Source organism: Cellulosimicrobium sp. CUA-896 (genome assembly GCF_001942335.1).
GTDB lineage: Bacteria > Actinomycetota > Actinomycetes > Actinomycetales > Cellulomonadaceae > Cellulosimicrobium.
Genome location: NZ_MKKH01000012.1, coordinates 1 through 25,928, shown reverse-complemented (window position 1 = coordinate 25,928; position 25,928 = coordinate 1). Strand labels below are relative to the sequence as shown.

The following is a 25,928-nucleotide window of genomic DNA, read 5'->3' as shown; positions in this document are numbered from 1 at the left end:
GACGCTCCTCGAGGTCGGCGGCCAGGCCACCGCGGACGGCTCGCCGGTCGGCACGTACCTCGCCAACTCGGGCGCAACCAGCGCTGGCGCGTGGTCGACGAGACGGTGCTCGGCACGGAGCCCGTCGAGGCGTTCACGACGCCGGGTATCGCGCCCGTGCTGCCGGACGTCGTCGTCCCCGTGTACCGGGACGGCGCGCGCGGCGAGCTGCCGGTGGCGTGGGAACTGCCGTCCGACGACGCGTGGGAGACGGCGGGGACCGTCGAGGTCGCCGGGACCGTGGCCCTGCCCACGGGAGGCACGGTCGAGGCGACGGCGAGCGTCGTCGTGGACACGCTCGAGCGCACGCTGCCTGCGCGCGCGAAGGCGTACGCGGGCGGGACTCCCGCGCTGCCGGCGACCGTCACGGCGCTCGCCGCGGGCGGCGCCGAGGTGCAGCGCCCGGTCGTGTGGGACGCCGCTCCCGCGGGCGCGTTCGACGAGGTCGGCGTGGTCGAGCTCGCGGGCACGGCCGACGCGGGGTCCGGCGAGACCCTGCCCGCGACGGTCCGCGTCCAGGTCACGGAGGCGACGTCCGCGAACGGCGCGCTCGCCCCGGGCACGGCCGCGGGGGCGACGTTCACCGAGCCCGGTTACTCCGTCGCCGGGGTCGTGAACGGGAACCTCACCGACAAGGCGTGGTCGAACTGGCTCTCCGGGACGAAGCGCGCGTCGGACACCCTGACCGTGACGCTCCCGGCCGAGCGTGACGTCACCGGCGTCGTGACGCACTTCTGGAAGGACGGGTCCAGCGCGAGCTGGGCGCGGTCCGTGCAGCTCCAGGCGCTCATCGACGGCACGTGGACCGACGTCGGGGAGCCCGTCGCGATCGACGCGCCGACGACCGGGCCCGCCCCCGCGGTCACGGTGCCCGCCGACGTGCGGACGTCCGCGGTGCGCGTCGTGCTCGCCGCGCGGGAGAACACTCACATGGTGGTCTCCGAGATCGAGGTGCTGGCCCAGGTGCCGGGCACGGGGACGGACACCGCGGCGTCGGGCATCACCGTCGACGGCGAGCCGCTCGCGGGCTCGACCCGCAGGTGACGACGTACGAGCGTCCCGCGCCCGACGGCGTGCCCGCCGTGGCGGCCACCGCGCACGACCCGTACGCGACCGTCCGCGTGGACCCCGCCGAGACGGTCCCGGGGACCACGAACGTCACCGTGACGGCCGAGGACGGCTCCGAGCGCGCGTACACGCTCGCGTGGACCGACGGCGGTGCGCAGGCACCCGTCACGGCGACCGCCGAGCCGCGCTGCCTCGCCGGGAAGGTGTACGTCGCCGTCCGCGTGACGAACGAGGGTGACGCGCCCGTCGACGTCGCGGTGTCGACGCCGTACGGCGACCGCTCGTTCGCCGACGTGGCGCCGGGGAAGAACGCGTACCACGCGTTCGCGACCCGGAGCGCGTCCGTCGACGCCGGCACCGTCGTCGTCGCGGTCGACGGCGGCGCCGGGCAGGAGGTCGCGCACGGCGCGCGGACCTGCTGACCCTCGCACAGCGCTCGACGGCCACCCGACCGGCACCGCCGGCGGGTGGCCGTCGTCGTCCGCCGTGCCGGACGTGTCCCGGACGCGTCCCGGACGGCGGGGCGGACGAGCGCACGGCGCGCAGATTGCGTAGCGTAGACCCGGTGCCCGGACAGCCCGGGATGGACCGGAGGAGGCTCGTCCGTGACCGACAGCGGTGTGACAGTGCAGGACCAGGGTTCGCTGTGGGTGATGTACGGCGAGATCGACGCCGCCGTGCAGGCGCGCCACGAGGACGAGCTGGTCCGGCACGCGCAGTCCGCCGCAGGGCGGATCCGCATCGACCTGTCCTCCGTGACGTTCATGGACTCCGGCGGCCTGCGCCTCCTCTACCACGCCGCGACCGCCGGCACCGGGAAGCCGGCGCTCGTCGGCACCCCGCAGCGCGTGCGCGACCTCCTCGACCTGAGCGGCGTCGTGACGCTGTTCGACCTCGAGGAGACCCGGTGACGATCGACCGGTCCGTCATCCCGGACCGGTTCGTGGAGATCGGCGTCTGGCGCCTCGGCTCCATGGCCGACCTGGCCGACCTCCGCGGCGCGCTGCACCGCGTGCTCACGGGCGCTCCGCTCCCTCCCGACCGGCACCTCGAGGCCGTGCCCGAGCGCGTCGTGCTCGTCGCGAGCGAGCTGGCCACGAACGCCCTGCGCCACGGGCGGCCCCCCGCCCGGCTGCGCCTGCTCAGCGACGGGCGCGAGTTCGTCGTCGACGTCGTGGACCACTCCCCCGAGCTGCCGCCCGTGATCGACGCGCACCGCCCGCCGGGCGACGGCGGGTTCGGCCTGCAGCTCGCGCGGCGCACCGCCCGCGAGGTCGGCTGGTTCGGCACGACGACGGGCGAGAAGCACGTGTGGGCCCGCTTCGTCGTGCCGCTGTTCCGCGCGGGCGCGAGCGCGCGCAGCGCTCTGGCGCTGCTCGGCTGAGCCGACCTGCTGAGCCGAGCTGCTGAGCCGGTACGGCTGAGCCGGTCGGCCCGACCTGGCCCGAGCCGCCGGACCCCGGGCGGTCAGGCGTCGCGGCGCAGGACGAGCAGCGTGGCGTCGTCCGCCGAGCGCGGGTCGCGCGCCGCCGTGACGATGGCGTCGACGTCGAGGACGCCGCCCGTGCAGGTCGCCGCCAGCCGGGCGAGCCCGTCGCGGATCGACTCTCCCCGCCGCTCGACGAGGCCGTCGCTGTACAGCACCAGCGCGCCGCCGGGCGCCACCTCGACACTGTTCACGCTCGGCGTGGTCTCCACGAGACCGAGGGGCGGGGCGCTCGCCTGCTCCGTCCAGCGCGTCGTCCCGTCGGGCTCGACGACGAGCAGGGGCGGGTGCCCCAGGGACGCGTGCTCGACGACGCCGGTCGCCGGGTCGAGCACCGCCACGGCGAGCGTCGCGACCTCGCCGGGCAGCGTCCACCGCGCGAACTCCGCGAGCTTCTCCACGGCGCGAGCGGCGCACGACGTGGTCACCAGCGCGGCGCGCAGGGTCGTGCTGAGCTGTCCCATCGTCGCGGCGGCCTGCAGCCCGTGCCCGGTGACGTCCCCGACGACGAGGGCGACCTTGCCGGACGGCAGGTCGAGCGCGTCGTACCAGTCGCCGCCGACGTACCCGTCGCCGGCCGACTCGTAGCGCGACCGGATCGACCAGCCCGGCACCTGCGGCAGGATCGCCGGCAGGAGGCTGCGCTGGAGCGACTCCGTGGCGCGCAGGTCCTTGCGCCCGCGCACGTACAGCGCCTCGACGAGGTGGCCGCGCAGCGCCGCGGCCGAGTCGGTCTGGTCGGGCGTCCACGGGCGGCTGTGCCCCCGCACGACCTCGCGCCACCGCTCGAAGGACTTGCGCGGGCTGAGCCGCACCGTGTCGCCCTCGCGCGACGCCAGGGCCTTGTTGTACGGGTCGCCGCCCCAGTCGACGTGGCGCAGCACCTCGTCGCGCACCCACACGACGACCTGGCCGTCGGGCAGCACGATGCCCATCACGCCCGCGACGTCCGGGGCCATGGCCGCGACGTCGGGCGCGTCGCGCACGAGGCAGTCGGTCGCGACGAGCTCCTCGCCCTGCGCGAGCACCCACGCGACGAGGGCACGGCAGCCGTCGTCGTCGGGGACGCTGCCCACGGAGATGAGGCGCCCCTCGGCGACCACCGCCGCGCCGTCCGCGCGCACGAGCTTGCGCAGCCAGCCGGAGCGCGTGATCGCGGTGCCGAGCGGGGCGGCGTCGTCACGGCTGTCGGCCGCGAGGTGCGCCAGGACGCTCTCCGCCCGCCGGACCTCGGCGTCGCGCTCCTCCTCGGCCTGACCCACGAGCCGCACGGACAGGGCCGAGCCGAGGAACTCCGCGGCGGTCCGGACCTCGTACGGGGGCTCGTGCGCGCCGGCGTAGTGGTGGCACGCGATCATGCCCCAGAGCTTGCCGTCGTGGAGCAGCGAGATCGACATCGACGCCCGCACGCCCATGTTCCGCAGGTACTCGAGGTGGATCGGCGACACGCTGCGCAGCGTCGAGTACGTGAGGTCGAGCGGCGCGCCGTTCGTGGGCAGGTCGGTGGGGACCACCGGCGCGGGGGTGTAGTCCACGTCGGCGATCAGCCGGATCCAGTTCTTCTCGTACAGCGCGCGGCCTGCGGCGGGATGTCGGACGCCGGGTAGTGCAGGCCCTGGAAGGAGTTGAGGTCCTCCCGGCGCGCCTCGGCGACGACCTCCCCGTTGTACTCGGCGTCGAAGCGGTAGATCATCACGCGGTCGAAGCCGGTGAGCGCCCGCACGTGCCGTGCGGCGTCGTCGTAGAGCTCGTGCAGGCTCGCGGCGCGCTCCAGGTCGCGCAGGGCACGGCGGACGCGCAGATAGGTGTTGCGGAACGTCAGCGGACGCTCGCCCGCCGCGGCCTCGAGCTCGACGACGAGCACCGGCTCGGCGCCCGGGCCCCGGTCGGGCAGCGGCGGGCGGTGCAGGACGGCGTCGACCTCGCGGACGACGCCCGCGCCCTCGAGCCGCACGGTGAGGGGGTTGCGGACCGCGAGGTCCTCGCCGCTCGCGGCGTGCTCGAGCACGGTCGTGGCCGCCGGCGACCCGAGGGCTGCGGCGAGCGGCTGCCCGAGGAGGTCCTCGGGCTCGGAGCCGAGGAACACCGCGGAGTTCGAGGAGACCTGGAGCACCGTGCCGTCGCTCTCGCGGACGACGAGCAGCGCCCCGCGAGGCTGGATCATGCCGGGGACGTGGATCGGTTCGCGCGCGCAGTTGTCGAGGTCGACGGGCTCGCCGGGCGCGAGGAGCCCGTCGTCGTCCACCGTCCTCGTCACGGGCGTCCTCCGGTCCTCGTGGCGCGCCGGGCGCCTGCCACACGTCGTCGGACCGCCTGGGCACGAAGATCCGGTACGACGGTACAGGCTAACGTGCGGAACCGAGGAGTACCGTCGTTCGTCGGACACGTGCGGGAGCGGTGCGACGAGACGCCCGCGCCCGAGCCGACGAGCAGAAGGTGACCATGAGCACGACCGCCACGCCCCCGATCCTGCGCGCCACCGGCCCTCGCCGCCGGGTACGGCGGACCCGACGTCGTCCACGGGATCGACCTCGACGTCGTCCCGGGGACGGAGCCCGTCGGGATCGTCGGGGAGTCCGGAGCCGGCAAGTCCGACGGTCCTGCGCACGCTCGTCGGGCTCGTGCGGCCCACGGCCGGCCACGCGACCTACGACGGCCGCACCGTGTCGAAGCTGTCGCGCCGCGACAAGAAGGTCTTCCGGGCCGACGTGCGGCGCGTGTCGCAGGACGGGCTCGAGGGCGTGGGCATCGACCCGCGCTGGAGCGTCGACCGCACGCTCTCGGCCGCGCTGACGGAGGCGCGCAAGGCGGGGCGGGCGAACGGACGGCCGGTCGCCGACCTGCTGGCCGACGTCGCTCTCGAGCCACGGCTCTCGACGCGCACGGTGCACTCGCTGTCCGGCGGCGAGAAGCAGCGGCTCGCGCTCGCCGTCGCCCTCGCCACGCGGCCCCGCGCGCTGCTGCTCGACGAGCCGCTGACGGCGGTCGACCCGGCGATGCGCGGCGACGTCGTGCGGCGGCTGCGCGAGACGACGGGCGCGCTCGGGACCGCCGTCGTGCTCGTCTCGCACGACCTCGAGCTCGTCGAGCGGATGTGCCCGACCGTGCACGTGCTCGCCGGAGGGACGTTCGTCGCGTCGGGGCCGCTGCGTGACGTCGTCGCGGGCGACGCCCCCGGCGCCGACCACCCGGCCGTCCGCGCGCTCGCCGAGGCGGCGCCGCTCGCGGTGCAGCGCTTCCGCTGACCGCGAGCGGCACCCGGTCCGCACGGTCCCGGGCGAGGGCCCTGGGCCCTACCTCGAGGACAGTGCGCGCTCGACCGCGTCGAGCTCGTCCGCCGTGAACGGTGCCGCGGAGAGCGCGGCGACGCTGTTCTCGAGCTGCCGCACGCTGCTCGCGCCGATGAGCGCGGACGTGACGCGCTCGTCGCGCAGCACCCACGCGAGCGCGAGCTGGGCGAGCGTCTGGCCGCGGCCCTGCGCCACCTCGTCCAGCGCCCGGGCGGTCGCGAGGTAGCCCTCGTCGATGCTGTCGGCCGAGAGGAACGGCGAGTCCGGACGGGCCGCGCGCGACCCCGCGGGCGCGTCGCCCGACAGGTACTTGTCGGTGAGCAGGCCCTGCTGGAGCGGCGAGAAGACGATCGTGCCCACGCCGAGCTCGCCCACGACGTCGAGCAGCGACTCGCTCTGCACGCCGTCGTAGCGGTCCTCGTGCGCCGCGTCCTCGACGTGGCGGTTGAGCATCGAGTAGCTGGGCTGGTGGATGAGCAGCGGCGTGCCGAGGTCGGCGAGGATGCGGTGGGCCTCGCGGGTGCGCGCCGGCGAGTAGTTCGAGACGCGACGTACAGCGCCTTGCCGGCCTGGACGACGTCGTGGAGGGCCTGCATCGACTCCTCGAGCGGCGTGCTCGGGTCGGGACGGTGGTGGTAGAAGACGTCGACGTAGTCGAGACCCATGCGCTGCAGCGACTGGTCGAGCGACGAGACGAGGTACTTGCGCGAGCCGCCGTCGCCGTACGGGCCGGGCCACATGTCGTAGCCCGCCTTCGACGAGATGACGAGCTCGTCGCGGTACGCCCCCAGGTCCTGGGCGAGGTGCCGGCCGAAGTTCTCCTCCGCCGACCCGTACGGCGGGCCGTAGTTGTTCGCGAGGTCGAAGTGCGTGACCCCGAGGTCGAACGCGCGGCGCAGCACGGCCCGCTGCGTCTCGAACGGCGTCGTGTCGCCGAAGTTGTGCCACAGCCCGAGCGAGATCGCCGGCAGGTCGAGCCCGCTGCGTCCCGTCCGGCGGTAGGTCATCGAGTCGTAGCGGTCGTCGGCGGCGACGTAGCGCGAGGTGAGAGGCATGAGCCCATTGTGCCCGTCCGGCGGCGACGTCTCGTGGCGGGCTCGTCGACGTCGGCGACCTACCCTCACCTCATGGACGACCAGCTCCACGTGCGGGCGGCGACCGGCGACGACTGGCCCGGCATCTGGCGGGCCCTCGAGCCCGTCCTCCGCGCCGGCGAGACCTACACCTACCCGCGGGACATCACCGAGGACGCGGCGCGCACCGCGTGGGCCGGGAGCCCGGGCGCGCGCGTCCTCGTCGCGGTCGACGCCACCGGCAGGACGGTGCTCGGCACCGCGAAGTACCTGCCCAACCATCCCGGAGCCGGCGCCCACGTCGCCAACGCGAGCTTCGTCGTCGACCGCGACGCGAGCGGGCGCGGTGTCGGGCGCGCCCTCGCCCACGCCGTCCTGGACGGCGCACGCGCCGACGGGTACCGCGCGATGCAGTTCAACGCCGTCGTCGAGACCAACGAGCGCGCGGTCCGGCTGTGGGAGTCCCTCGGCTTCACGGTCCTCGCCACGGTGCCGGAGGCGTTCGACCACCCCGCCCTCGGGCTCGTCGGCCTGCACATCATGCACCGCACGCTCTGAGGGCACGCGCCCGACGCCGCCGACGTCACGCACCCGCGAGCGCCCGCACCGCCCGCTCGACGGCGGGGCGCAGGTCGAGGTCGGGGTCGACGGTGAGCCGGTGCAGGAGCAGCCCGTCGGCGAGCGCCATGAGTGCCCGGGTCGCCGGCGCCGGGTCGGGGATGCCGATGTCGGTGACGACGCGCTCGGTCCACCGCTCGAACTCCTGGCGCTGGTGCCGCAGCGGCCGTCCGAGCTCCGGGTCGCCGGCGAGCTCGAGGAAGAGGGCGTAGCGGGCGCGGGTGCGCGTGGCGAACGGCCCGGTCTGCAGCACGATCCCGGCGCACAACGCGTCCACCAGGTCGTCGGGACCGCTGATCGCCGGCGCCCCGGCCGGGTCGAGCTCGGCACGCTCGCGCTCGGCGATCCAGTCGACCACCCCGCCGAGCAGGGCGCGGCGGGTGCGGAACCAGTTCGACGTCGACCCTGCCGGCAGCCCGGCCCGCTCGTCGACGCGGGCGTGGCTCAGCGCCCGCACGCCCTCCGCCCCGAGCAGCTCCACGGCCGCCTCCAGCGCGCGCTCGCGGGTGCTCGCGGCCATGGACGCCCCCTCCCCACGGGTCTACTATGAACATAGTAGTCGGCCGGACGAGGGAGTCGTCATGACGACGTCGCAGCCCCGAACCACCCGCCCCGAGGGCGCGCCGGCGTGGTCGCCACCGCTGCCCGAGGCCCCAGGGTTCGACCATCGCGTCGTCGAGACGTCGGGCCTGCGCACCCACGTCGCCACCGTCGGCGACGGCGACCCGGTCGTGATGCTGCACGGGTTCCCGCAGCACTGGTGGCAGTGGCGCGACGTCGCGCCCGCGATCGCCGCGCGCGGCTACCGCGTGCTGTGCCCGGACCTGCGCGGAGCCGGCTGGACCGAGGCGGACGACCCCCGCGTGGACCGCGAGACCCGGCTCCACGACCTGCTCGCGCTCCTCGACGCCCTCGAGGTCGAGCGCCCCCACGTCGTCTCCCACGACATGGGCGCCATCACCGCCATGCAGCTGACCTACGAGCACCCCGAACGGGTGCGCACGGCGGTGCAGCTCTCCGTGCCGCCGGGATTCATGAGGTTCAGCCCGAGGATCCTCCCCGGCTTCCGGCACCTGCCGCCGTTCGTCTGGCACCGGCCGGGCGCCTCCCTGCGCGGCGTCCTCGCCGAGCCCTACGTCGCGCACCCGATGCCGGAGGGCGACGTCGACGCCCACCTCGCCCCGCTGCGCCGACCCGAGGTCGACGCCGCGGTGCGCCCGCTGACCCGCGGCATGATCCTGCCCGAGGGGCTGCGGATGATGCGCGGCACCTACCGCCGACGACGGCTCACCGTGCCCACGCTCGTCGTCCTCGGCCGTCGCGACCGCCCCTGGACCGAGGACGTGATGGGCCGCGTCTGCCCCGACCCCGCGCGCTACGCGGACCGTCTCGCGTTCGCGTACGTCGACGACGCCGCGCACTTCATCGCCGACGACGCCCCCGCCGCGGTCGCCGACCTCGCGCTCGACTGGTTCGACCGCGCCGCGTGACGGGGCGCGCCGGCCACCCTCGCCGGCGCACCGCGCTCAGCGCGTCGGCGTCTCCACGACCTGGCCCGCCCACGCGAACCCGCCGCCGAACCCGAACAGCAGCGCGGGCACCCCGGCGGGGATCTTGCCGGCGTGCCACCACTTCGACAGCCCGAGCGGGATGGACGCGGCGGACGTGTTGCCCGACTCGACGATGTCGGTGACGACGACGCGGTCCTCCATGCCGAGCGCCTTGGCGAGCGGCTCGATGATCCGCAGGTTGGCCTGGTGCGCGACGAGCACCTGGACGTCGTCGAGCGAGACGCCGGAGCGCTCGACGACGGAGCGGGCGCGGTCGGCAGCGCGCGTGATGGCCCACTTGAAGACCGCGCGGCCGTCCTGGGCGAACCTGTCCTCCGGCGCCTCGATGAGCACGGCGGGCGTGAGGTCGGGCTCCGAGCCCCACGTCACCGGCCCGACCCCGGGCGTCTCCGAGGCCTGGAGCACGGCTGCGCCCGCGCCGTCCGCCGTGAGGATGCACGTGCTGCGGTCGGTCCAGTCGGTGAACGCGGTGAGCTTCTCCGCCCCCACGACGAGGGCGGTGCGCGCGGAGCCGGCGCGGATCGCCTGGTCCGCGAGCGCCACGGAGTGCGCGAAGCCGGAGCACGCGACGTTGACGTCGAGCACGGCGGGCCCGACGACGCCGCGCAGGTCGAGCTCGGACGCCTCCTCCGGCGTCGACTCGCCCGGCATGACGCCGGTGCGCAGGTGGTAGGCGACGCGACCGGCGGTGTTGGGCGAGCGGTCGACGGCGGTCGCGGTGGCCACGACCACGAGGTCGACGTCGGCGGCGCCGACCCCGGCGTCCTCGAGCGCGTGCCGCCCCGCGGCGACGGCCATGTCGGCGACGGTCGTGCCGTCGTCGGCGACATGGCGCGTGACGATGCCCGTGCGCGAGCGGATCCACTCGTCGTTCGTCTCGACGAGCTGCGCCACGTCGTCGTTCGTCATGGTCCGTTCGGGCTGGAAGTGCCCGAGCCCGACGATGCGCGAGCCGGGGGCGCCGGTGGCGGGAGCGATCATGGGTCCGATCATTCACCCGGCCGCGCGGATCGACCAAGCCGGCCCCCCGGCGACCGGTCGCGCGCGCACCGTGCGCCACGCCGGTAAGCGCCTGCCCTACGCTGACCTCGTGCCCTCCCCCACCCTGAGCGACGTGGCCCGCGAGGCGGGCGTCTCCCTCGCGACGGCCTCGCGCGCGCTGAACGGGAGCGCGACCCGCGTCGTCGGCCCCGCTCTGCGCGAGCGCGTCCTGGCGGCCGCGGAGCGGCTCGGGTACACGCCCGACGCGCGGGCGCAGGCCATGGCGCGGGGACGCTCGAGCGCGCTGGGCCTCGTGGTGCACGACATCGCCGACCCCTACTTCTCGACGCTCGCGGCGGGCGTGAGCGAGGCGGCGGAGGACGACGGGCTCGTCGTGACGCTCGCGTCGACACGGACGGACCCGGTGCGCGAGGCCGAGGTCGTAGAGCTCCTCGCGCGCCAGCGTCCGCAGGCGCTCGTGCTGGCGGGGAGCCGCCTCGGCGGCGACGACGACCGCGCCCGACTGCTCGCGACGCTCGCCCGCTACGTGTCGGGCGGGGGCCGCGTGGCGACCGTGGGGCAGCCGCTCGACGACCTGCCGTGCGTGCAGATCGCGAACCGCGAGGGCGCCGCCGAGCTCGCGGGCGCGCTGCACGGGCTGGGCTACCGCGACGTCGTCGTGCTCGCGGGGCCGCCCGACCACCGGACCGCGGCGGACCGGACGCACGGCCTCCTCGAGGGGCTCGCCGAGCGCGGCGTGCACGTCCCGGCGGAGCACGTCGTCCCGGGCGAGTTCACGCGCGACGGCGGCTACGGCGCGGCGACGTCCGCGCTGCCGCTGCTGCGCGGACGCCCGGGCGTGGTGCTCGTCGCGGTGACCGACGTCATGGCCGTCGGCGCGACGGCCGCGCTGCGCGACGCGGGCCTCGGCGTCCCGGACGACGTCGCGGTCGCGGGCTTCGACGACATCGTCACGCTCCGCGACGTCACGCCCGGCCTCACGACGGTCCGGCTGCCGCTGCACGACGTCGGCGCCGCCGCCGTGCGACTGGCCCTCGGCGCGGGCGAGCCGTCCACGGAGCAGCGCGTCGTGGTGCGCGGCGAGGTCGTGGTCCGCGCCTCGACGCCCCGGCAGCCCACCCGCTGAGCGGCCGCCGCCACGTCGCCCTTCCCTCCGGAGCGCGTTCTGTCGTACAGTGGGGAAAGCGCATTCCCGTGCGGGACTGCGACCCCCACACGCCCTCCCGGCCGTGCCGGGCCGACGCAACGGAGCCGAAGCCGAATGACCACCTCCCGCACCCTGCGGATCGCCATGAACGGCGTGACCGGCCGCATGGGTTACCGCCAGCACCTCCTCCGCTCGATCCTGCCGATCCGGGAGCAGGGCGGCGTCGAGCTGCCGGACGGGACCCGCCTGCAGGTCGAGCCCGTCCTCGTGGGCCGCAACGAGTCGAAGATCCGCGAGCTCGCCGCGCAGCACGACGTCGAGCACTGGACCACCGACCTCGACGGCGCGATCGCCGACCCGGACGTCGACGTCGTGTTCGACGCCTCGATGACCGCGCTGCGCGCGAAGACCCTGACGAAGGCCATGCAGACGGGCAAGCACGTCTACACGGAGAAGCCGACGGCGGAGACTCTCGCCGAGGCGGTGGACCTCGCGCGCCTGCGGGAGGAGACCGGGGTCACGGCGGGCGTCGTGCACGACAAGCTGTACCTGCCCGGCCTCGTCAAGCTGCGTCGCCTCGTCGACGAGGGCTTCTTCGGCCGCATCCTGTCGCTGCGCGGCGAGTTCGGCTACTGGGTGTTCGAGGGCGACCACCAGGCGGCCCAGCGCCCGTCGTGGAACTACCGCGCCGAGGACGGCGGCGGCATGACCACCGACATGTTCTGCCACTGGAACTACGTCCTCGAGGGCATCCTCGGCTCCGTGCGCACCGTCACCGCGCAGACCACCACGCACATCCCCACGCGCTGGGACGAGCAGGGCCAGGAGTACACGGCGACCGCCGACGACGCGGCGTACGGCATCTTCGAGGTCGAGACGCCCGCCGGCGACCCGGTCGTCGCGCAGATCAACTCGTCGTGGGCCGTGCGCGTCTACCGCGACGAGCTCGTCGAGTTCCAGGTGGACGGCACGCACGGCTCCGCCGTCGCCGGGCTGCGCAAGTGCGTCGCCCAGCAGCGCGCCCACACCCCCAAGCCGGTGTGGAACCCCGACCTGCCCGTCACCGAGCCGTTCCGCGACCAGTGGCTCGAGGTCCCGGCGAACGCCGACCTCGACAACGGCTTCAAGGCGCAGTGGGAGGAGTTCCTCCGCGACGTGCACGCCGGGCGCCCGCACCGCTACGACCTCCTCTCCGCCGCCCGCGGCGTCCAGCTCGCCGAGCTCGGCCTGCGCTCGTCCGCCGAGGGCCGGCGCCTCGACGTCCCGGAGATCGCGCTGTGAGCGCCCCGGCCACCTCCGCCACGCAGGCGCTCCCCGGCGCGCGGGAGCTGCGCGACCGCGACGGCTCGGGCGCCGTCGTGCACCTGCCGCGCTTCGGCGACGACGGTCGCGTCGCGGGCACCGAGGTCCGCGAGCTGCTCGTCCCCGGACCGTGGACCCGGCCGTCCGCGCCGATCACCTCGCGCGTCGCCTTCGCGGCCGCGCACGTCGTGCCGCAGGTCGGCGCGGAGAACGTCCCGGGCGCGCCGGCCGTCGTCGACTGGGACGCGACCCTCGCCTACCGGCACCGCATCTGGGAGCACGGGCTCGGCGTCGCCGACGCGATGGACACCGCGCAGCGCGGCATGGGCCTCGACTGGGCCGCGACGCAGGAGCTCGTGCGTCGCTCCGCCGCCGAGGCGCGCTCGGTCGCGCGCGCGTCGCGTGCGGCGCCGGCACCGACCAGCTCGACCCCGCCCTCGTCGCGACCTGGGAGCGCGGCGACCCCGCCGCGCTCGACGCCGTCGTGAAGGCCTACCGCGAGCAGGTCCGCGTCGTGCAGGAGGCCGGCGCGCAGGTGATCGTCATGGCCTCGCGCGCGCTCGCCCGGGTCGCCCGCTCGCCCGAGGACTACGCGCGCGTCTACGACGCCGTGCTCGCCGAGGCCGACGCGCCCGTGATCCTGCACTGGCTCGGCACGATGTTCGACCCCGCGCTCGCGGGCTACTGGGGCTCGGCTGACGTCGCCGCCGCGACCGACGTCTTCGTCGACCTCATCCGCGCCCACCAGAGCCGTGTCGACGGGGTCAAGGTGTCGCTGCTCGACGCCGACCACGAGAAGGGCCTGCGCGCCCGCCTCGCCGCGCTGGACCCGGGCTCCGGCCCGGGTGCCCCCGGACCCGTGCGCCTGTACACGGGCGACGACTTCAACTACCCCGAGCTCGTGGTGGGCGACGGGCGGTCCCACTCCGACGCGTTGCTCGGCATCTTCGCCGCGATCTACCCGGCGGCGTCGACCGCGCTCCAGGCGCTCGACGCCGGGCACCCCGACCGCGCGCACGCGATCCTGGCGTCGACCGAGCTGCTCGGTCGGCACGTGTTCGCCGCGCCGACGTACTACTACAAGACCGGGATCGCGTTCCTGTCCTGGCTCAACGGCGCGCAGGAGGGCTTCCAGATGGTCGGGGGGCTGCAGTCCGGGCGGTCGGTCGCGCACCTCGTCGCGCTGGTCCGCCTCGCCGACCGCGCAGGGCTCCTCCTCGACCCCGACCTCGCCGCCCGGCGCACGCGGACGTTCCTCGACGCGAACGGGGTGACGCGATGACCGCGCCGACCCCGACGAGCGCGCCCGGCACGCGGTCCGTGGCGGCGAGTGCGATCGCGGGCGTGCCCGACCTGTCGCGCTGCTCGCTCAACACCGCGACCGTCAAGCGCGCGACGCTCGAGGAGGCCGTCGCGGCGGCCGCCGAGGCCGGCTACGGCGCGGTCGGGCTGTGGCGCGACCGCGTCCAGGAGATCGGCGCGGGGCGCGCGGCCCGCGTCGTGGCCGACGCCGGGCTGCGCGTCTCCTCGCTGTGCCGCGGCGGGTTCCTCACCGCGCCGGACGCCGCGGGCGTCACCTCGGCGCTCGACGACAACCGTCGCGCGATCGAGGAGGCCGCGACGGTCGGGACGCGCGAGCTCGTGTTCGTCGTCGGGGGCCTGCCCGCGAACGGCACGCCCGGCCAGGCACCGCGGCCCGACGCCGGCCCGGGCGACCGCGACCTCGTCGCCGCGCGCGCCCGGGTCGCGGACCGCGTCGCCGACCTCGTCCCGTTCGCGGCCGAGCACGGCGTGCGCATCGTCCTCGAGGCGCTGCACCCGATCTTCGCCGCCGACCGGGCGGTGCTCTCGACGCTCGGCCAGGCGCTCGACCTCGCCGCGCCGTTCGACGCGGGCACGGTGGGCGTCGTCGTGGACACGTACCACGTGTGGTGGGACCCGGCGCTGCGCGAGAGCATCGTGCGCGCCGGCGCCGAGGGTCGGATCGCCGGCTACCAGGTCTGCGACTGGATCCTGCCGCTCGCCGCCGACCCGCTCCTGTCCCGCGGGCACGTCGGCGACGGCTACGTCGACTTCCCCACCATCACGCGATGGGTCGCGGAGACGGGCTACGCCGGCGACGTCGAGACCGAGATCTTCAACCAGGCCGTGTGGGACACCCCCACGGCCGACGTCGTCGCGCGGGTCGCGGACGGCTACGCACGTCTGGTCCTGCCGCACCTGGGCACAGCGGGCGGCTGACCGACGGCCGCGGCGGCGACGACGGACCGCCGCCGCGGCGCACGAGAAGGGCGCCGCCCGGGGAACTGCCTCTCCTCCCCCGGGCGGCGCCCTTCGTCCTGCGCGCTCGTCGTCGGCCCGGCCCCGTCAGGGGCCGGGCACCGCGCTCAGGTGACCGTGCCCAGCTGCCACGGCACGAACTCCTCGCCGCCGATGTCGAGGTCCTCGCTCGCGGTCGCCTCCCCCGACGCGACCGCGAGGATGCGCGCGAAGATCTCGTCGCCGACCTCCGCGAGCGTGGCCGTGCCGTCGACGACGCGACCGCAGTCGACGTCGATGTCGTCGCCCATGCGGGCGAACAGCTCGCTGTTCGTGCCGAGCTTGATCGACGGCGTGGGCTTGCAGCCGAACACCGACCCGCGCCCAGTCGTGAAGCACACGACCGTCGCGCCGCCCGCGACGAGACCCGTCACGGACACCGGGTCGTAGCCCGGGGTGTCCATGAACACGAAGCCCGGCGTGGTCATCGGCTCGGCGTACTCGTGCACGGCCGCGAGGTCGGCCTGCCCGCCCTTGGCGACGGCGCCGAGGGACTTCTCGAGGATGGTCGTCAGGCCGCCCGCCTTGTTGCCGGGCGACGGGTTGTTGTCGAGGCTGCCACCGCCGGCGGCGGCGTAGTCCTGCCACCAGGCGAGGCGGTCGAGCAGCCGCTGCCCCACCGCGGGCGTGACGGCGCGCCGCGTGAGGAGGTGCTCCGCGCCGAAGACCTCCGGCGTCTCCGCGAGCGCCGAGGTGCCGCCGTAGGCGACGAGCTGGTCGGACGCGAGCCCGAGCGCCGGGTTCGCGGTGATGCCGGAGTACCCGTCGGAGCCGCCGCAGTTGAGGCCGAGCACGAGCTCGGACACGTCGCACTCGGTGCGCGCGAAGCGGCCGTCGATCTCCTCGACCATCTCGCGGACCGCCTGCACGCCGGCCCGCACGGTCGCGCGGACTCCCCCGGAGTCCTGGATCGTCAGCGTCCGCACGACGGTGTCCGGCGACAGGCGCGCGCCCGCGAGGACCGTGTCGACGGCGATCATCTCGCAGCCGAGGCCGAGCACGAGCACGCCCGTGACGTTGGGGTGGGCGGCGTAGCCGCGCAGCGTGCGCAGCAGCACCTGCGCGCCCTCGCTGCTCGGCACGAGGCCGCAGCCCGACTGGTGCGTGAGGGCGACGACGCCGTCGACGTCGTCGTACGCGTCCAGCGCGAACCCGCGGAACTGGTCGGCGATCATGCGCGCGGTGCTCGCGGAGCAGTTCACCGAGGTGAGGATCGCGACGTACGAGCGGGTGCCGACGCGCCCGTCCGCGCGCCGGTACCCGCGGAAGGTCGGCCGTGGCCCGTCGGGGACGGGCAGCTCGGTGTGCACGGTCGCGAGCTCGTGCTCGCGCTCCCCCTCCTCGAACCCGAGGTTGTGCCCGTGCACGTGGTCGCCCGGCGCGACGTCGGTCGTCGCGACGCCGATGACCTGCCCGTACTTGCGCACCGGCGCGCCGGCGGGGACCGCGCGCAGCGCCACCTTGTGGCCGCGGGGCACCGGGTCGCGCACGAGCACGCTCACCCCGCCGGCCGTGACGTCGGACGCACCGTCGGCCGCACCGTCGGCCGTGACGACCGCGCCGGGCGCGAGGTCGCGCGTCGCGACCGCGACGTCGTCCTCGGGGCGCAGCACGAGGAGCGCCGTGCGGGCACCGGCGGGCGCGCTCACGCTGCGCCCCCGACGGCATCCTTGACGCGCACCGGCTGCCCCGTCTCGAGCGACCGGTTCGCGGCGATGCCGACGCCCGCGGCGAGCAGTCCGTCGCGCCACCCGGCGGGACGGCCGAGCGGGTCGTCCCCCGCGCCGCGGAAGACGTCGCGCAGCAGCATCGCGTCCCCGCCCCCGTGCGCGCCCTGACCGACCGGGATCGGCACCTCGCGCGCCTCCTCCCAGTGCCGCTGGACGACGAGGCGCTCACCGCGCGGGCGGACCGGTCCGCTCGCGGCGGCCTCCTGCGCCGACGGGTCGAGCACCGGGCGCCCGTCCGGCCCGACGACGACCGCCCCGCGCTCGACGACCTCGAGCTCGGCGCGACCGCGCGTGCCGGTGACGCTCACGCGGTAGCCCTCCCAGGGCCCGTAGGCGGTGAGCGAGTAGGTGAGCAGCGCGCCGCGGGCGTACTGCACGAGGACGGCCGCGGTGTCCTCGATGGTCACGCCGGCGGCGAACGGGTCCTGGTCGCGCCGGTAGCCGTCGTGGGCCTCGGCGCCGAGGTAGAGGTCGGCCAGTCGCGGGTCGTCGGCGAGGTCGAGCAGGAACCGGTCGCGGGGCGCGTCCGCCGTCGGCCCGTCGGGGGCGCCGCGCGTCCCGCGCGCGGGGCGCTCCCCGGCCGGCCGCGCGCCGTCGGGCCCGTAGAACCGCAGGCCGCCGCGCGCGAAGACGAGGTCGGGGACGTCGCCGACCCACCAGTTGACGAGGTCGACGTGGTGGCTGGACTTGTGGACGAGGAGCCCGCCCGAGGACTCCTTGTCGCGGTGCCAGCGGCGGAAGTAGTCGGCGCCGTGCACGGTGTCGAGCACCCACTCGAAGTGCACGGCGGTGACCTCGCCGATCTCGCCGTCCGCGATCAGCCGCTTGAGCGCGGTGTTGCGCGGCGAGTAGCGGTAGTTGAACGTCACGACGACGTCGCGACCGTGCGCCGCGACCGCGTCGGCGATCGTCCGGCACCCCCGGCCCGTCGTCGTCATCGGCTTCTCGAGCACGACGTCCGCGCCCGCTGCCAGGACGCGCGCGACGACGTCGGCGTGCGTGTGGTCCGGCGTCGTCACCACGACGGCGTCGACCCGCTCGCGCGCGATCATCGCCTCGAGGTCGTCCGGGGCGTACGTCGGCACCGGCGCCTCGCCGGCCGCGCGCACGAGGTCGTCGTAGTAGGCGGCGCGCACGGGGTTCGGCTCGCACCACGCGACGACGCGGGCCGCGTCGCGGTGCGGGCCGAGGACCGCGTCGACGTACATCTGGGCGCGGTGGCCGGTCCCGACGACGGCGTAGCGGCGGCGCGCGTCGGTCTCCTGGGGTGTCTCGGCGAGGGGCGGCACGACGGTCCTTCCGTGGTTCTCGGCTCGACCCGGGCGCGACGGCCGGCGCGAGGGTCGGCCGGCCCGGTCCCGTGGGGCGACGGGGGGCCGGGCCGGCCAGCTGGGGTGGACGCCGCGGGGCGTCCGGTGGTCGGCCGACGGGCGCCGGCCGGCGGAGTCAGCCGATGGCGTCAGCCGATGGCGGCCTCGACCTCGGTCATGAACTGCGCGGCGGCGTCGTCCGGCGAGAGGTTGCCGAACAGCACCTCGGTGTTGATGCGGCGGATGATCTCGACGACGTCACCGGCGCCCACGGGCGGCACGGCCGGGCCGTCGACGATCTCGTCCTCGAGGTCGGCGAGGAAGTCGGCCGCCTGCTGCTCGACGGGCGGCAGGAGGTCGGCGACCTCCGCGCGGACGCGGTGTTCGCGGGCAGGCCGCGGTCCGAGAGGATCAGCGCGCCGGCCTCCGGGTCGTTGAGCAGGAAGTCGACGAACTTCGCCGCGGCCTCGGGGTGCTCGGACGTCTTCGCGACCGAGTAGTACATGGCGGGCTTGAAGTACATGCCCGTGCGCTCGAACTCGGACTCGCCGGGGAACCGCAGGAGCTGCAGGTCGCGGCCCGCCGCGGTGCTGATCGCCCCGAGCTGGTTCGTCCACCACACGCCCATCGCGCCGGAGTTGGTCCCGAGCAGCGACCCCTCGGGGCCGGCCGCGTCGATCTCCACCGACCGCGCGGCGTCGGGCTCGCCGCCGTTGGCCTGCAGGTCGAGCGAGACCTGGAAGAAGTCGGCGAGCGTCTCCTCCGAGAAGCCGAGCGAGCCGTCCTCGGTGTACAGCGCCTCGCCGCGCTGGCGCGCGAAGATCGCGAACCCGGGCTCGTTGAAGCCGTAGTCCTGCACGCCGTAGACGCCGTCGGGCGTGCCGGCCGAGATCTGGCCCGCGATGTCGACGTACTCGTCCCAGGTCCACGTCGTGTCGTCGGGCAGCTCGACGCCGGCCTCGGAGAAGATCTTCGGGTCCGCGAGCATCGCGTAGACGTTCACGCCCGTCGCGATGCCGTACAGGCCGCCGTCGGTCTCGCCCGACGCCAGGACGTTCTCGTCGATCGCCGAGGTGTCGATGTCCAGCTCGGAGAGGTCCGCGAGGACCCCGCGACTCGCGTAGTCGGCGAGGTAGCGCTCCTCCTGCGTCATGACGTCGGGGGCGTCGCCCGCGGCGACCGAGGTGGCGAGCTTGTCCCAGTAGCCGCCCCAGTCGGTGTAGTCGGGGACGACGGTGATGTCCGGGTTCTTCTCCTCGAAGAGGTCGATGACCTCCTGCGTGAGCTGGTGGCGCGTGTCGGAGCCCCACCACGAGAACCGGATCTCGACGGGCCGTCCGCTCCTCGGACGTGGCGGGGTCCTCGTCGGCGGGGACGACCCCGCTGTCGCCGGAGCAGGCGGTCAGCGCGAGGGCGCCGACGACGAGGGCGGCCGCCGCGGCGGCGCTGCGGTGCGCCCTGCGGCTCCGGCGGGTGATGGACGTGTTCATGACTCTCCTTCGGTGCGTGACGAGACGTCGTCGTGTCGATCGGCAGGTCCCGGCGGGCGCCGGGTGTGGAGACGTGCTGGACGGGAGCCGGCGGGCTACTTGATGCCCGTGGTGGCGATGCCCTTGACGAGGTACTTCTGGCCGAACAGGAAGACGAGGAACACGGGGACCAGGGAGACGATCGACATCGCGAACATCGCGCCCCACGAGCTCTGGCCCGTGGAGTCGACGAACGTGCGCAGCGCGACCGGGACCGTGTACATGTCCGGCTTGGTGAGGAAGATCAGCTGGCTGAAGAAGTCGTTCCACGTCCAGATGAACGTGAAGATGGCGGTCGTCGCGAGGGCCGGCAGGGCGAGTGGCATCATGATCCGCGCGTAGATGCGCCCGTGCCCGCAGCCGTCCAGCCGTGCCGCCTCGTCCAGCTCCCGCGGGATGCCGCGGAAGAACTGGACCATGAGGAAGATGAAGAACGCGTCGGTCGCGAGGATCTTCGGCACGATGAGCGGCAGGAACGTGTTGATCCAGCTCAGCGACGAGAAGAGGATGTACTGCGGCACGATGACGACGTGGATCGGCAGCATGATCGTCATGAGCATGATCGCGAACCACACCTTGCGGCCGCGGAACTCGAGGCGCGCGAACGCGTAGGCGGCGAGCGAGCACGCCACGAGGTTGCCGAGCACCGAGCCGAGCACGACCACCGCGGAGTTCACCAGGTAGTGGCTGAACGGGTGGAGCAGCGCGTTCCAGCCCTCCGTGTAGTTGCTGAGGTCGATGTCGCTCGGGATGAGTCCCGGCTCGCGGAAGATCAGCGCCGACGGCTTGAACGAGCTGACCAGCATCCACAGCAGCGGGTACAGCATGATCAGGCCGAAGAGCACGAGCAGCACGTGCCGGATCACGGTCCCGGCGCGGGCCCGGGAGCGACGACGCCGGACGGCGGACGGCGGGACGTCCGGTGCGGGGTGCGAGGCGGCGGGGCCGTGCCCGGCGGCCGTTCGCGAGGCTGCGCCCGTGGGGGCGTCGGTCGTGGTGTCAGTCATCGTAGAAGACCCAGTACTTGGAGGCGAGGAAGTTGACGAGCGTCATCCCGCCCACGATCAGGAGCAGGAACCAGGCCATCGCGGACGCGTAGCCCATCTCGAAGGAGCCGAAGCCCTTGAGGTAGAGGTAGAGCGTGTAGAACATCGTCGAGTCCGCCGGCCCGCCTGTCCCGCCGCTCACGACGAACGCCTGCGTGAACGACTGGAAGGCGTTGATGAGCTGCAGCACGAGGTTGAAGAAGATGATCGGCGTGAGCAGCGGCACCGTGATCGACCAGAACCGGCGCAGACGGCCGGCCCCGTCGATGGACGCGGCCTCGTAGTACATCGCCGGGATCTGGCGCAGGCCGGCGAGGAAGATGACCATCGGGGCGCCGAACGTCCACACGTTGAGGACGACGAGGGTGCCGAGGGCGTAGTCCGGGTGCGACACCCAGCCCTGACCCTGGATCCCGAAGAACGCGAGGACCTGGTTGACGAGGCCGTCGGCGCCGAACACCTGCCGCCAGAGGATGGCGATGGCCACGCTCCCACCCAGGAGCGAGGGCAGGTAGTAGACCGACCGGTAGAAGGCCAGGCCGCGCAGCCCCTTGTCCAGCAGGAGGGCGAGACCGAGCGCGGCGGCGAGCTGCAGCGGGACGGACACGAAGACGTACGTGAACGTCACCTGCAGCGAGTCGAGCAGCCGCGGGTCGGCGAACATGCGCTCGTAGTTCTCGAACCCGATCCACGACGGCGCCTGGAGCAGGTCGTAGTCGGTGAACGACAGGTAGAGCGACGCGACCATCGGCCCGGCCGTGATGAGGCCGAGGCCCAGGAACCACGGGGCGAGGAACAGCGCGGCGGCGCGGCCGTCCCCCCGGCGTCGTCGGGTCGGTCGGCGGCCCGGGCGCGGGTCGGTCGCGGTCGTGGGTGCGGTCACGGTCGCCACGGCGCACCTCCCTCGCGGCCACGGGTCCGCTCGGCGATGCGGGTCATGCCTCTCCCTCCGGTCAACGCTGATCGGAACTCGTCGGCGCTCATCGGACGTGATGACGCCTGCTAGCACTGCCGGCACCGGCCGCCGTTGACCGGAAACCGGTTGCTCGACACGGAACGTACCACATGGGTAACCGGTTTCCTATGGTGTAGCGTCAGTCGCACCGCGGCCGGCACGACCGGTGACGCGCCCGCCCCGCGACGACGCGGAGCGGGCTGCGGCGCGCGCACGACGACCCGAGGGAGAACGATGGCCAGCGTGAGCACACGTCGAGGCACCGCCACGATCGCGGACGTCGCCGCCGCCGCGGGGGTGTCGCGCGCGACCGTGTCCCGGGTCATGAACGGGCGCTCGACCGTCGACCCGGAGATCTCGGAGCGCGTCCGGCAGGCCGCGGCCGACCTCAGCTACCGGCCGAGCAACGTCGCCCGCAGCCTCTCCCTCGGCCGCACGAACACCGTCGCGCTCGTCGTCCCCGACCTCGGCAACCCGATGTTCCAGCAGGTGCTGCGCGGCGTGACCAACGCGGCGGCACCCGCCGGGTACCGGGTGCTCGTGGCCGACACGGCCGAGGACCCGACGGACGAGGCCGCGACCGCGCTGGAGGCACGGCTGCGCTGCGACGCGCTCGTGCTCGTCTCGCCCCGCATGGCCGACGCCGAGCTCACCACGCTCGTGCGCGAGGTGGCACCGGTCGTGCTCGTCAACCGCGAGCCCGTCGACGCCGAGGGCGTCCCGGCGCTCGTCGTCGACTACGCCCGCGCGGCCGAGCAGGTGCTCGATCACCTGATCGGCCTCGGCCACCGGCGCATCGCCTACCTCGCCGGACCACCGGGGAGCGCGTCCGACGCCCTGCGCCGCACGGGCCTGCGCGCGGTGCTCGACCGCCGGCCCGACGTCGAGCTCGTCGACCTGCCCGCCGGGCCGGACATCGCGGCGGGGCACGCCGTCGTCGACGAGGTGCTCACCGCACGACCGACGGCCGTCCTGGCGTTCAACGACCTCGTCGCCTTCGGCCTCCTCGCGGGCCTCAACGAGGCCGGGGTCGCCGTGCCCAAGGACATGTCGGTCGCGGGGTTCGACGACATCGACCTCGCCCGGTACGCCACCCCGTCCCTCACGACCGTGGCCGTGCCCCAGGCCGAGCTCGGGAGGCACGCCTGGAAGGAGCTCGCCGCGTCGATCGCGACCGGCGGGCACCCCTCGCAGGTCACCCGGTTCGAGCCGCGGCTCGAGATCCGCGCGAGCACGGGACCGGTGCCCCGGCAGGTCGCCCGCGCCCGTGCGACGACGCGGCCCCGCACGGCCTCGGTGCCCGTCGTGCCGACCGTCGCCGCCGCGCCCACGGTGCTGCCCGCGACCCGGGACGTCGCGTGGACGGCGGACGGCGACGCCGTCGTGCTGCGCTGCGGGGACCTGCGCCTCGCGCGCTACCAGCAGGGCGACCGCATCCCGCCGGTGCACGCGCCGCGCGCCCACCTCCACCCGGTCCACACGCTCGCGGGCGTCCCGCTCACCGACGCCGGCCCGGTCGACCACCGGCACCACTACGGCGTCTCGATGGCCGTCCCGGACGTCAACGGGACGTCGTACTGGGGCGGTCGGACGTACGTCGAGGACGTCGGCCCGACCCTGCTGCCGAACCACGGCCGGCAGGTGAGCCACGCGCTGCTCGTCGACCCGGTCGAGCCGCACGTGCTCCACGACGCCGTGCGCTGGCACGACGAGCACGGCGTGCCCCAGCTCGAGGAGGAGCGGCGCCTGGACGCCCGCCTGCTCGACGACGACTCGTGGGTGCTCGACTGGCGCTCGGTCCTGCGCGCCGAGCGCGGGGCGCTCGTCATCGGCTCGCCCGCGACGAACGGCCGCCCGGGCGCCGGGTACGGCGGCCTCTTCTGGCGTCTCGCGACCGCGCGAACCGCGACGTGCTCAGCGCCGGCGGCCCCGGCGAGACCACCGCGCACGGGAGCACGTCACCGTGGGTGGCGTACGTCCAGCAGCACCCCACGCACACGACGACGCTCCTGCTCGTCCAGCACGGCGACCCGCTCCCCTGGTTCGTCCGGGCGGCCGAGTACCCCGGGGCCGGGCCGGCCCTCGCGTGGGACACCCCGCGCAGCATCCCCGCGGGCGGCACGTTCGAGACGGGGCTGCGCGCGGTCCTCGTGGACCGTGCGCTCGGCCTCGACGAGGCCGCCGCGCTCGCGGAGCGCGTGCGGTGAGCGCACCGGCACCCGTCGCGGTCGTCGGCGTGCACGGGCACGGCGCCTCCCACGTGCGCGCCGTCGAGGCGCTCGCGGCGCGCGGTCTCGCCCGCCTGTGCGCCGTCGTCGACCCGCGCCGGCCCGACGACGCCCCCGCACCCTGGTTCCCGACGCTCGGCGACCTCCTGTCCGCCACGCAGCCCGACGTCCGGCCCGAGGTCGTCGTCCTGTCCACCCCGATCCCCACGCACCTGCCGCTCGCGCGCGCCGCGATGGAGGCCGGGCTCGACGTCCTGCTCGAGAAGCCCACGGCCGCGTCGCTCTCCGAGCACACGGCGATCGTCGAGACGGCCGAGCGGACCGGACGGCTGTGCCAGGTCGGCTTCCAGTCGTTCGGGTCGCACGCGCTCGACGCGGTGACGGAGCTCGTCGCCGACGGCGAGATCGGCGAGGTCGTCGGTCTCGGCGCCGTCGGCACGTGGGTCCGGACCGCGGGGTACTGGGGCCGCGCACCCTGGGCGGGCCGACGTCGGCTCGACGGCCGGGACGTCGTCGACGGCGTCGTGACGAACCCGCTCGCCCACGCGATCGCGACGATGCTCCGCGTCGGCGGGGCACGGACCTCGGCCGACGTCGCGCACGTCGTCGTCGACCTGCACCGCGCGAACCCCATCGAAGCCGACGACACCTCGTCCGTGCGCGTCGTCGCAGCCGACGGGACGCGCTACGGGGCAGGCCTCACGCTGTGCGCGCCCGAGCGCACCCCGGCGCGCGTGCTCGTGCTCGGCACCGACGGCGAGATCGCGCTCGAGTACGAGCACGACCGGGTCACGCTGCGCACGCCCCGGCTGCAGGTCGAGAAGACCTACGGGCGCACGCCGCTGCTCGAGGACCTGCTCGCGACGCGCGCCGACCCGGCACGCCGGCTCGCGTGCGACGTCCGGGACACGGGCGCGTTCATGCGCGTGCTCGAGGCCGTCCGCACGGCGCCCGCGCCGCGCGCCGTACCTGCGGCGTGCGTGACCTGGCACGGCGAGGGCGACGACCGGCGACCCGTCGTCGATGACGTCGCCCGGTGGTGCGAGGCCGCCGCGCGCTCCGCGCGGACGTTCGCCGAGCTCGGGGTGCCCTGGGCCCGCTGAGCCGCGGTTCCCGATCACAGGCGATCTCCACTCGTCGTTGCCCACCCGTGTCGCGCGCGCAAGGAATCGCAGACCCCGACGGGGCGATCGTGGGCGGTCACCCCTGCCACGACTGTCGTTCTTCGGAGGCACTCTCCTTGCGCGCTTACATCGATGGATGTCAACATAGACGCATGTCGATACAGGATCTGGTGATCGTGGGTTCCGGGCCCGCGGGGTACACCGCCGCGATCTACGCCGCCCGTGCCGGGCTGGACCCGGTGGTGCTCGCGGGGTCGGTGACCGCCGGTGGCGCGCTGATGAACACCACGGAGGTCGAGAACTTCCCCGGGTTTCCCGACGGGATCATGGGCTCGGACCTCATGGAGAGCATGCGCAAGCAGGCCGAGCGGTTCGGCGCGCGCGTGGAGTGGGACGACGCGGAGAAGCTCGAGCTCGACGGCCCGGTGAAGACGGTCGTCACCGCGAACGGCGAGACGTACCGCGCCCGCGCCGTGATCCTCGCGACCGGGTCCGCGTACCGCGAGCTCGGCATCGACGACGAGAAGCGCCTGTCGGGCCGTGGGGTGTCCTGGTGCGCGACCTGCGACGGGTTCTTCTTCCGTGACCAGCACATCGCCGTCGTCGGTGGTGGCGACTCCGCGATGGAGGAGGCCACGTTCCTGACGCGCTTCGCCGAGAAGGTGACGATCGTGCACCGTCGCGACGAGGTGCGGGCGTCGAAGATCATGGCCGACCGCGCGCTGAACGACCCGAAGATCGACTTCGCGTGGAACTCCGAGGTCGTCGCCATCGCCGGTGAGAACAAGGTCGAGGGCGTCACGCTGCGCGACACCGTCACCGGCGAGGAGCGTCCGTTCCCCGTGACCGGGCTGTTCGTCGCGATCGGGCACGAGCCGCGCAGCGAGCTCCTGGCGGGCCAGGTCGACCTCGACGCCGAGGGCTACGTGCAGGTCGTGGGACGCTCGACCGCCACCAACCTGCCCGGTGTGTTCGCCTGCGGCGACCTCGTGGACCACTCCTACCGCCAGGCCATCACCGCCGCCGGTTCCGGGTGCTCCGCCGCCCTCGACGCCCAGCGCTACCTCACCGAGCTCGTCGACGCCGCCGGC

21 protein-coding genes and 3 pseudogenes are annotated in these 25,928 nt (G+C 74.7%); 14 read left to right on the top strand and 10 right to left on the bottom strand.

Translation table 11 applies throughout. The features are described from left to right. The first annotated feature begins 90 nt into the window (after positions 1 to 90). From BJF88_RS20255 to BJF88_RS05580, 4 genes are all read left to right on the top strand, one after another. Complete coding sequence (locus BJF88_RS20255; RefSeq protein WP_075828081.1) at positions 91 to 1,083, top strand: Ig-like domain-containing protein; 993 nt, start codon at positions 91 to 93, stop codon at positions 1,081 to 1,083. Further along, complete coding sequence (locus tag BJF88_RS05590) at positions 1,080 to 1,529, top strand: hypothetical protein (protein ID WP_075828080.1); 450 nt, start codon at positions 1,080 to 1,082, stop codon at positions 1,527 to 1,529. The genes BJF88_RS20255 and BJF88_RS05590 overlap by 4 nt, the downstream gene beginning before the upstream one ends. A 183-nt stretch (positions 1,530 to 1,712) precedes the next feature. Beyond that, positions 1,713 to 2,018, top strand: a complete 306-nt coding sequence (locus tag BJF88_RS05585) for an STAS domain-containing protein (RefSeq protein ID WP_075828079.1) — start codon at positions 1,713 to 1,715, stop codon at positions 2,016 to 2,018. Further along, positions 2,015 to 2,491: an ATP-binding protein gene (locus BJF88_RS05580; RefSeq protein ID WP_075828078.1), complete on the top strand. Its 477-nt coding sequence runs from the start codon at positions 2,015 to 2,017 to the stop codon at positions 2,489 to 2,491. The genes BJF88_RS05585 and BJF88_RS05580 overlap by 4 nt, the downstream gene beginning before the upstream one ends. A gap of 83 nt (positions 2,492 to 2,574) precedes the next feature. Here the strand turns inward: BJF88_RS05580 and BJF88_RS05575 are convergent, their stop codons facing one another. After that, positions 2,575 to 4,128: a SpoIIE family protein phosphatase gene (locus tag BJF88_RS05575; RefSeq protein ID WP_255371783.1), complete on the bottom strand. Its 1,554-nt coding sequence runs from the start codon at positions 4,126 to 4,128 to the stop codon at positions 2,575 to 2,577. An 8-nt stretch (positions 4,129 to 4,136) separates the two neighbouring features. Then, positions 4,137 to 4,850, bottom strand: coding sequence for a hypothetical protein (locus BJF88_RS21320; RefSeq protein WP_255371782.1), 714 nt, complete (start codon positions 4,848 to 4,850; stop codon positions 4,137 to 4,139). Positions 4,851 to 5,214: 364 nt separating this feature from the next. Between BJF88_RS21320 and BJF88_RS05570 the strand changes: the two genes are divergently transcribed. After that, positions 5,215 to 5,838: an ATP-binding cassette domain-containing protein gene (locus BJF88_RS05570; RefSeq protein ID WP_255371781.1), complete on the top strand. Its 624-nt coding sequence runs from the start codon at positions 5,215 to 5,217 to the stop codon at positions 5,836 to 5,838. A 48-nt stretch (positions 5,839 to 5,886) separates the two neighbouring features. On the opposite strand, the pseudogene BJF88_RS05565 reads toward BJF88_RS05570, so the two are convergent. Then, a pseudogene (locus BJF88_RS05565) lies at positions 5,887 to 6,938 on the bottom strand (aldo/keto reductase). Between the two features lie 72 nt (positions 6,939 to 7,010). Here BJF88_RS05565 and BJF88_RS05560 point away from each other — a divergent pair. Beyond that, entirely contained in the window at positions 7,011 to 7,514 is a 504-nt protein-coding gene (locus BJF88_RS05560) for a GNAT family N-acetyltransferase (RefSeq protein ID WP_075828107.1), read from the top strand. Between the two features lie 25 nt (positions 7,515 to 7,539). Here the strand turns inward: BJF88_RS05560 and BJF88_RS05555 are convergent, their stop codons facing one another. Continuing rightward, entirely contained in the window at positions 7,540 to 8,094 is a 555-nt protein-coding gene (locus BJF88_RS05555; RefSeq protein ID WP_075828077.1) for a TetR/AcrR family transcriptional regulator, read from the bottom strand. Here BJF88_RS05555 and BJF88_RS05550 point away from each other — a divergent pair. Next, positions 8,093 to 9,064 (top strand): alpha/beta fold hydrolase, encoded by a 972-nt coding sequence (locus BJF88_RS05550; RefSeq protein WP_255371780.1) that lies wholly within the window; start codon positions 8,093 to 8,095, stop codon positions 9,062 to 9,064. The genes BJF88_RS05555 and BJF88_RS05550 overlap by 2 nt on opposite strands. Before the next feature lie 36 nt (positions 9,065 to 9,100). Here BJF88_RS05550 and BJF88_RS05545 read toward each other — a convergent pair whose 3' ends face one another. Further along, complete coding sequence (locus tag BJF88_RS05545) at positions 9,101 to 10,126, bottom strand: 3-oxoacyl-[acyl-carrier-protein] synthase III C-terminal domain-containing protein (RefSeq protein ID WP_075828075.1); 1,026 nt, start codon at positions 10,124 to 10,126, stop codon at positions 9,101 to 9,103. A 109-nt stretch (positions 10,127 to 10,235) separates the two neighbouring features. Here BJF88_RS05545 and BJF88_RS05540 point away from each other — a divergent pair, with 109 nt between their 5' ends. The 4 genes and pseudogenes from BJF88_RS05540 (at position 10,236) to BJF88_RS05525 (ending at position 14,837) form a co-directional block, all read left to right on the top strand. Continuing rightward, complete coding sequence (locus BJF88_RS05540; protein WP_075828106.1) at positions 10,236 to 11,273, top strand: LacI family DNA-binding transcriptional regulator; 1,038 nt, start codon at positions 10,236 to 10,238, stop codon at positions 11,271 to 11,273. A 135-nt stretch (positions 11,274 to 11,408) separates the two neighbouring features. Further along, positions 11,409 to 12,575 (top strand): Gfo/Idh/MocA family protein, encoded by a 1,167-nt coding sequence (locus BJF88_RS05535; protein ID WP_075828074.1) that lies wholly within the window; start codon positions 11,409 to 11,411, stop codon positions 12,573 to 12,575. Between the two features lie 83 nt (positions 12,576 to 12,658). Further along, positions 12,659 to 13,878, top strand: a pseudogene (locus BJF88_RS05530) (dihydrodipicolinate synthase family protein). A gap of 62 nt (positions 13,879 to 13,940) precedes the next feature. Further along, positions 13,941 to 14,837, top strand: coding sequence for a sugar phosphate isomerase/epimerase (locus BJF88_RS05525; protein WP_075828105.1), 897 nt, complete (start codon positions 13,941 to 13,943; stop codon positions 14,835 to 14,837). A gap of 146 nt (positions 14,838 to 14,983) precedes the next feature. Here the strand turns inward: BJF88_RS05525 and BJF88_RS05520 are convergent, their stop codons facing one another. The 5 genes from BJF88_RS05520 to BJF88_RS05500 form a co-directional block, all read right to left on the bottom strand. Further along, positions 14,984 to 16,564 (bottom strand): UxaA family hydrolase, encoded by a 1,581-nt coding sequence (locus BJF88_RS05520; protein WP_075828073.1) that lies wholly within the window; start codon positions 16,562 to 16,564, stop codon positions 14,984 to 14,986. Next, positions 16,561 to 17,934 (bottom strand): Gfo/Idh/MocA family protein, encoded by a 1,374-nt coding sequence (locus tag BJF88_RS05515; protein WP_075828072.1) that lies wholly within the window; start codon positions 17,932 to 17,934, stop codon positions 16,561 to 16,563. The genes BJF88_RS05520 and BJF88_RS05515 overlap by 4 nt, the downstream gene beginning before the upstream one ends. Positions 17,935 to 18,130: 196 nt before the next feature. Further along, positions 18,131 to 19,195: an ABC transporter substrate-binding protein gene (locus tag BJF88_RS05510; protein ID WP_255371795.1), complete on the bottom strand. Its 1,065-nt coding sequence runs from the start codon at positions 19,193 to 19,195 to the stop codon at positions 18,131 to 18,133. Positions 19,196 to 19,540: 345 nt separating this feature from the next. Continuing rightward, positions 19,541 to 20,491 carry a carbohydrate ABC transporter permease gene (locus BJF88_RS05505; protein WP_075828071.1) on the bottom strand — a complete coding sequence of 317 codons (951 nt, stop codon included), beginning with the start codon at positions 20,489 to 20,491 and terminating at the stop codon, positions 19,541 to 19,543. After that, positions 20,484 to 21,413 (bottom strand): carbohydrate ABC transporter permease, encoded by a 930-nt coding sequence (locus BJF88_RS05500; protein WP_075828104.1) that lies wholly within the window; start codon positions 21,411 to 21,413, stop codon positions 20,484 to 20,486. Before BJF88_RS05500 ends, BJF88_RS05505 begins: the two co-directional genes overlap by 8 nt. A gap of 306 nt (positions 21,414 to 21,719) precedes the next feature. On the opposite strand from BJF88_RS05500, the pseudogene BJF88_RS05495 reads away from it, so the two are divergent. From BJF88_RS05495 to trxB, 3 genes and pseudogenes are all read left to right on the top strand, one after another. Continuing rightward, positions 21,720 to 23,692 (top strand): annotated as a pseudogene (locus tag BJF88_RS05495) (DUF6807 family protein). Next, the gene (locus tag BJF88_RS05490) at positions 23,689 to 24,816 is read left to right on the top strand and encodes a Gfo/Idh/MocA family protein (protein WP_075828070.1); all 1,128 of its coding nucleotides are present in this window, start codon (positions 23,689 to 23,691) and stop codon (positions 24,814 to 24,816) included. The pseudogene BJF88_RS05495 and the gene BJF88_RS05490 overlap by 4 nt, the downstream one beginning before the upstream one ends. 173 nt (positions 24,817 to 24,989) lie before the next feature. Continuing rightward, positions 24,990 to 25,928, top strand: a 939-nt coding sequence (gene trxB / locus BJF88_RS05485; protein ID WP_075828103.1) for a thioredoxin-disulfide reductase, incomplete at its 3' end; no start/stop codon positions are given.

What these genes read in the sequence shown, in the direction of transcription:
- BJF88_RS05550 (WP_255371780.1), top strand. Translation starts at nt 8,093, where the DNA reads ATGGACGCCCCCTCCCCACGGGTCTACTATGAACATAGTAGTCGGCCG.
- BJF88_RS05505 (WP_075828071.1), bottom strand. Translation starts at nt 20,491, where the DNA reads ATGACTGACACCACGACCGACGCCCCCACGGGCGCAGCCTCGCGAACG.
- BJF88_RS05555 (WP_075828077.1), bottom strand. Translation starts at nt 8,094, where the DNA reads ATGGCCGCGAGCACCCGCGAGCGCGCGCTGGAGGCGGCCGTGGAGCTG.
- BJF88_RS05560 (WP_075828107.1), top strand. Translation starts at nt 7,011, where the DNA reads ATGGACGACCAGCTCCACGTGCGGGCGGCGACCGGCGACGACTGGCCC.
- BJF88_RS05545 (WP_075828075.1), bottom strand. Translation starts at nt 10,126, where the DNA reads ATGATCGCTCCCGCCACCGGCGCCCCCGGCTCGCGCATCGTCGGGCTC.
- BJF88_RS05535 (WP_075828074.1), top strand. Translation starts at nt 11,409, where the DNA reads ATGACCACCTCCCGCACCCTGCGGATCGCCATGAACGGCGTGACCGGC.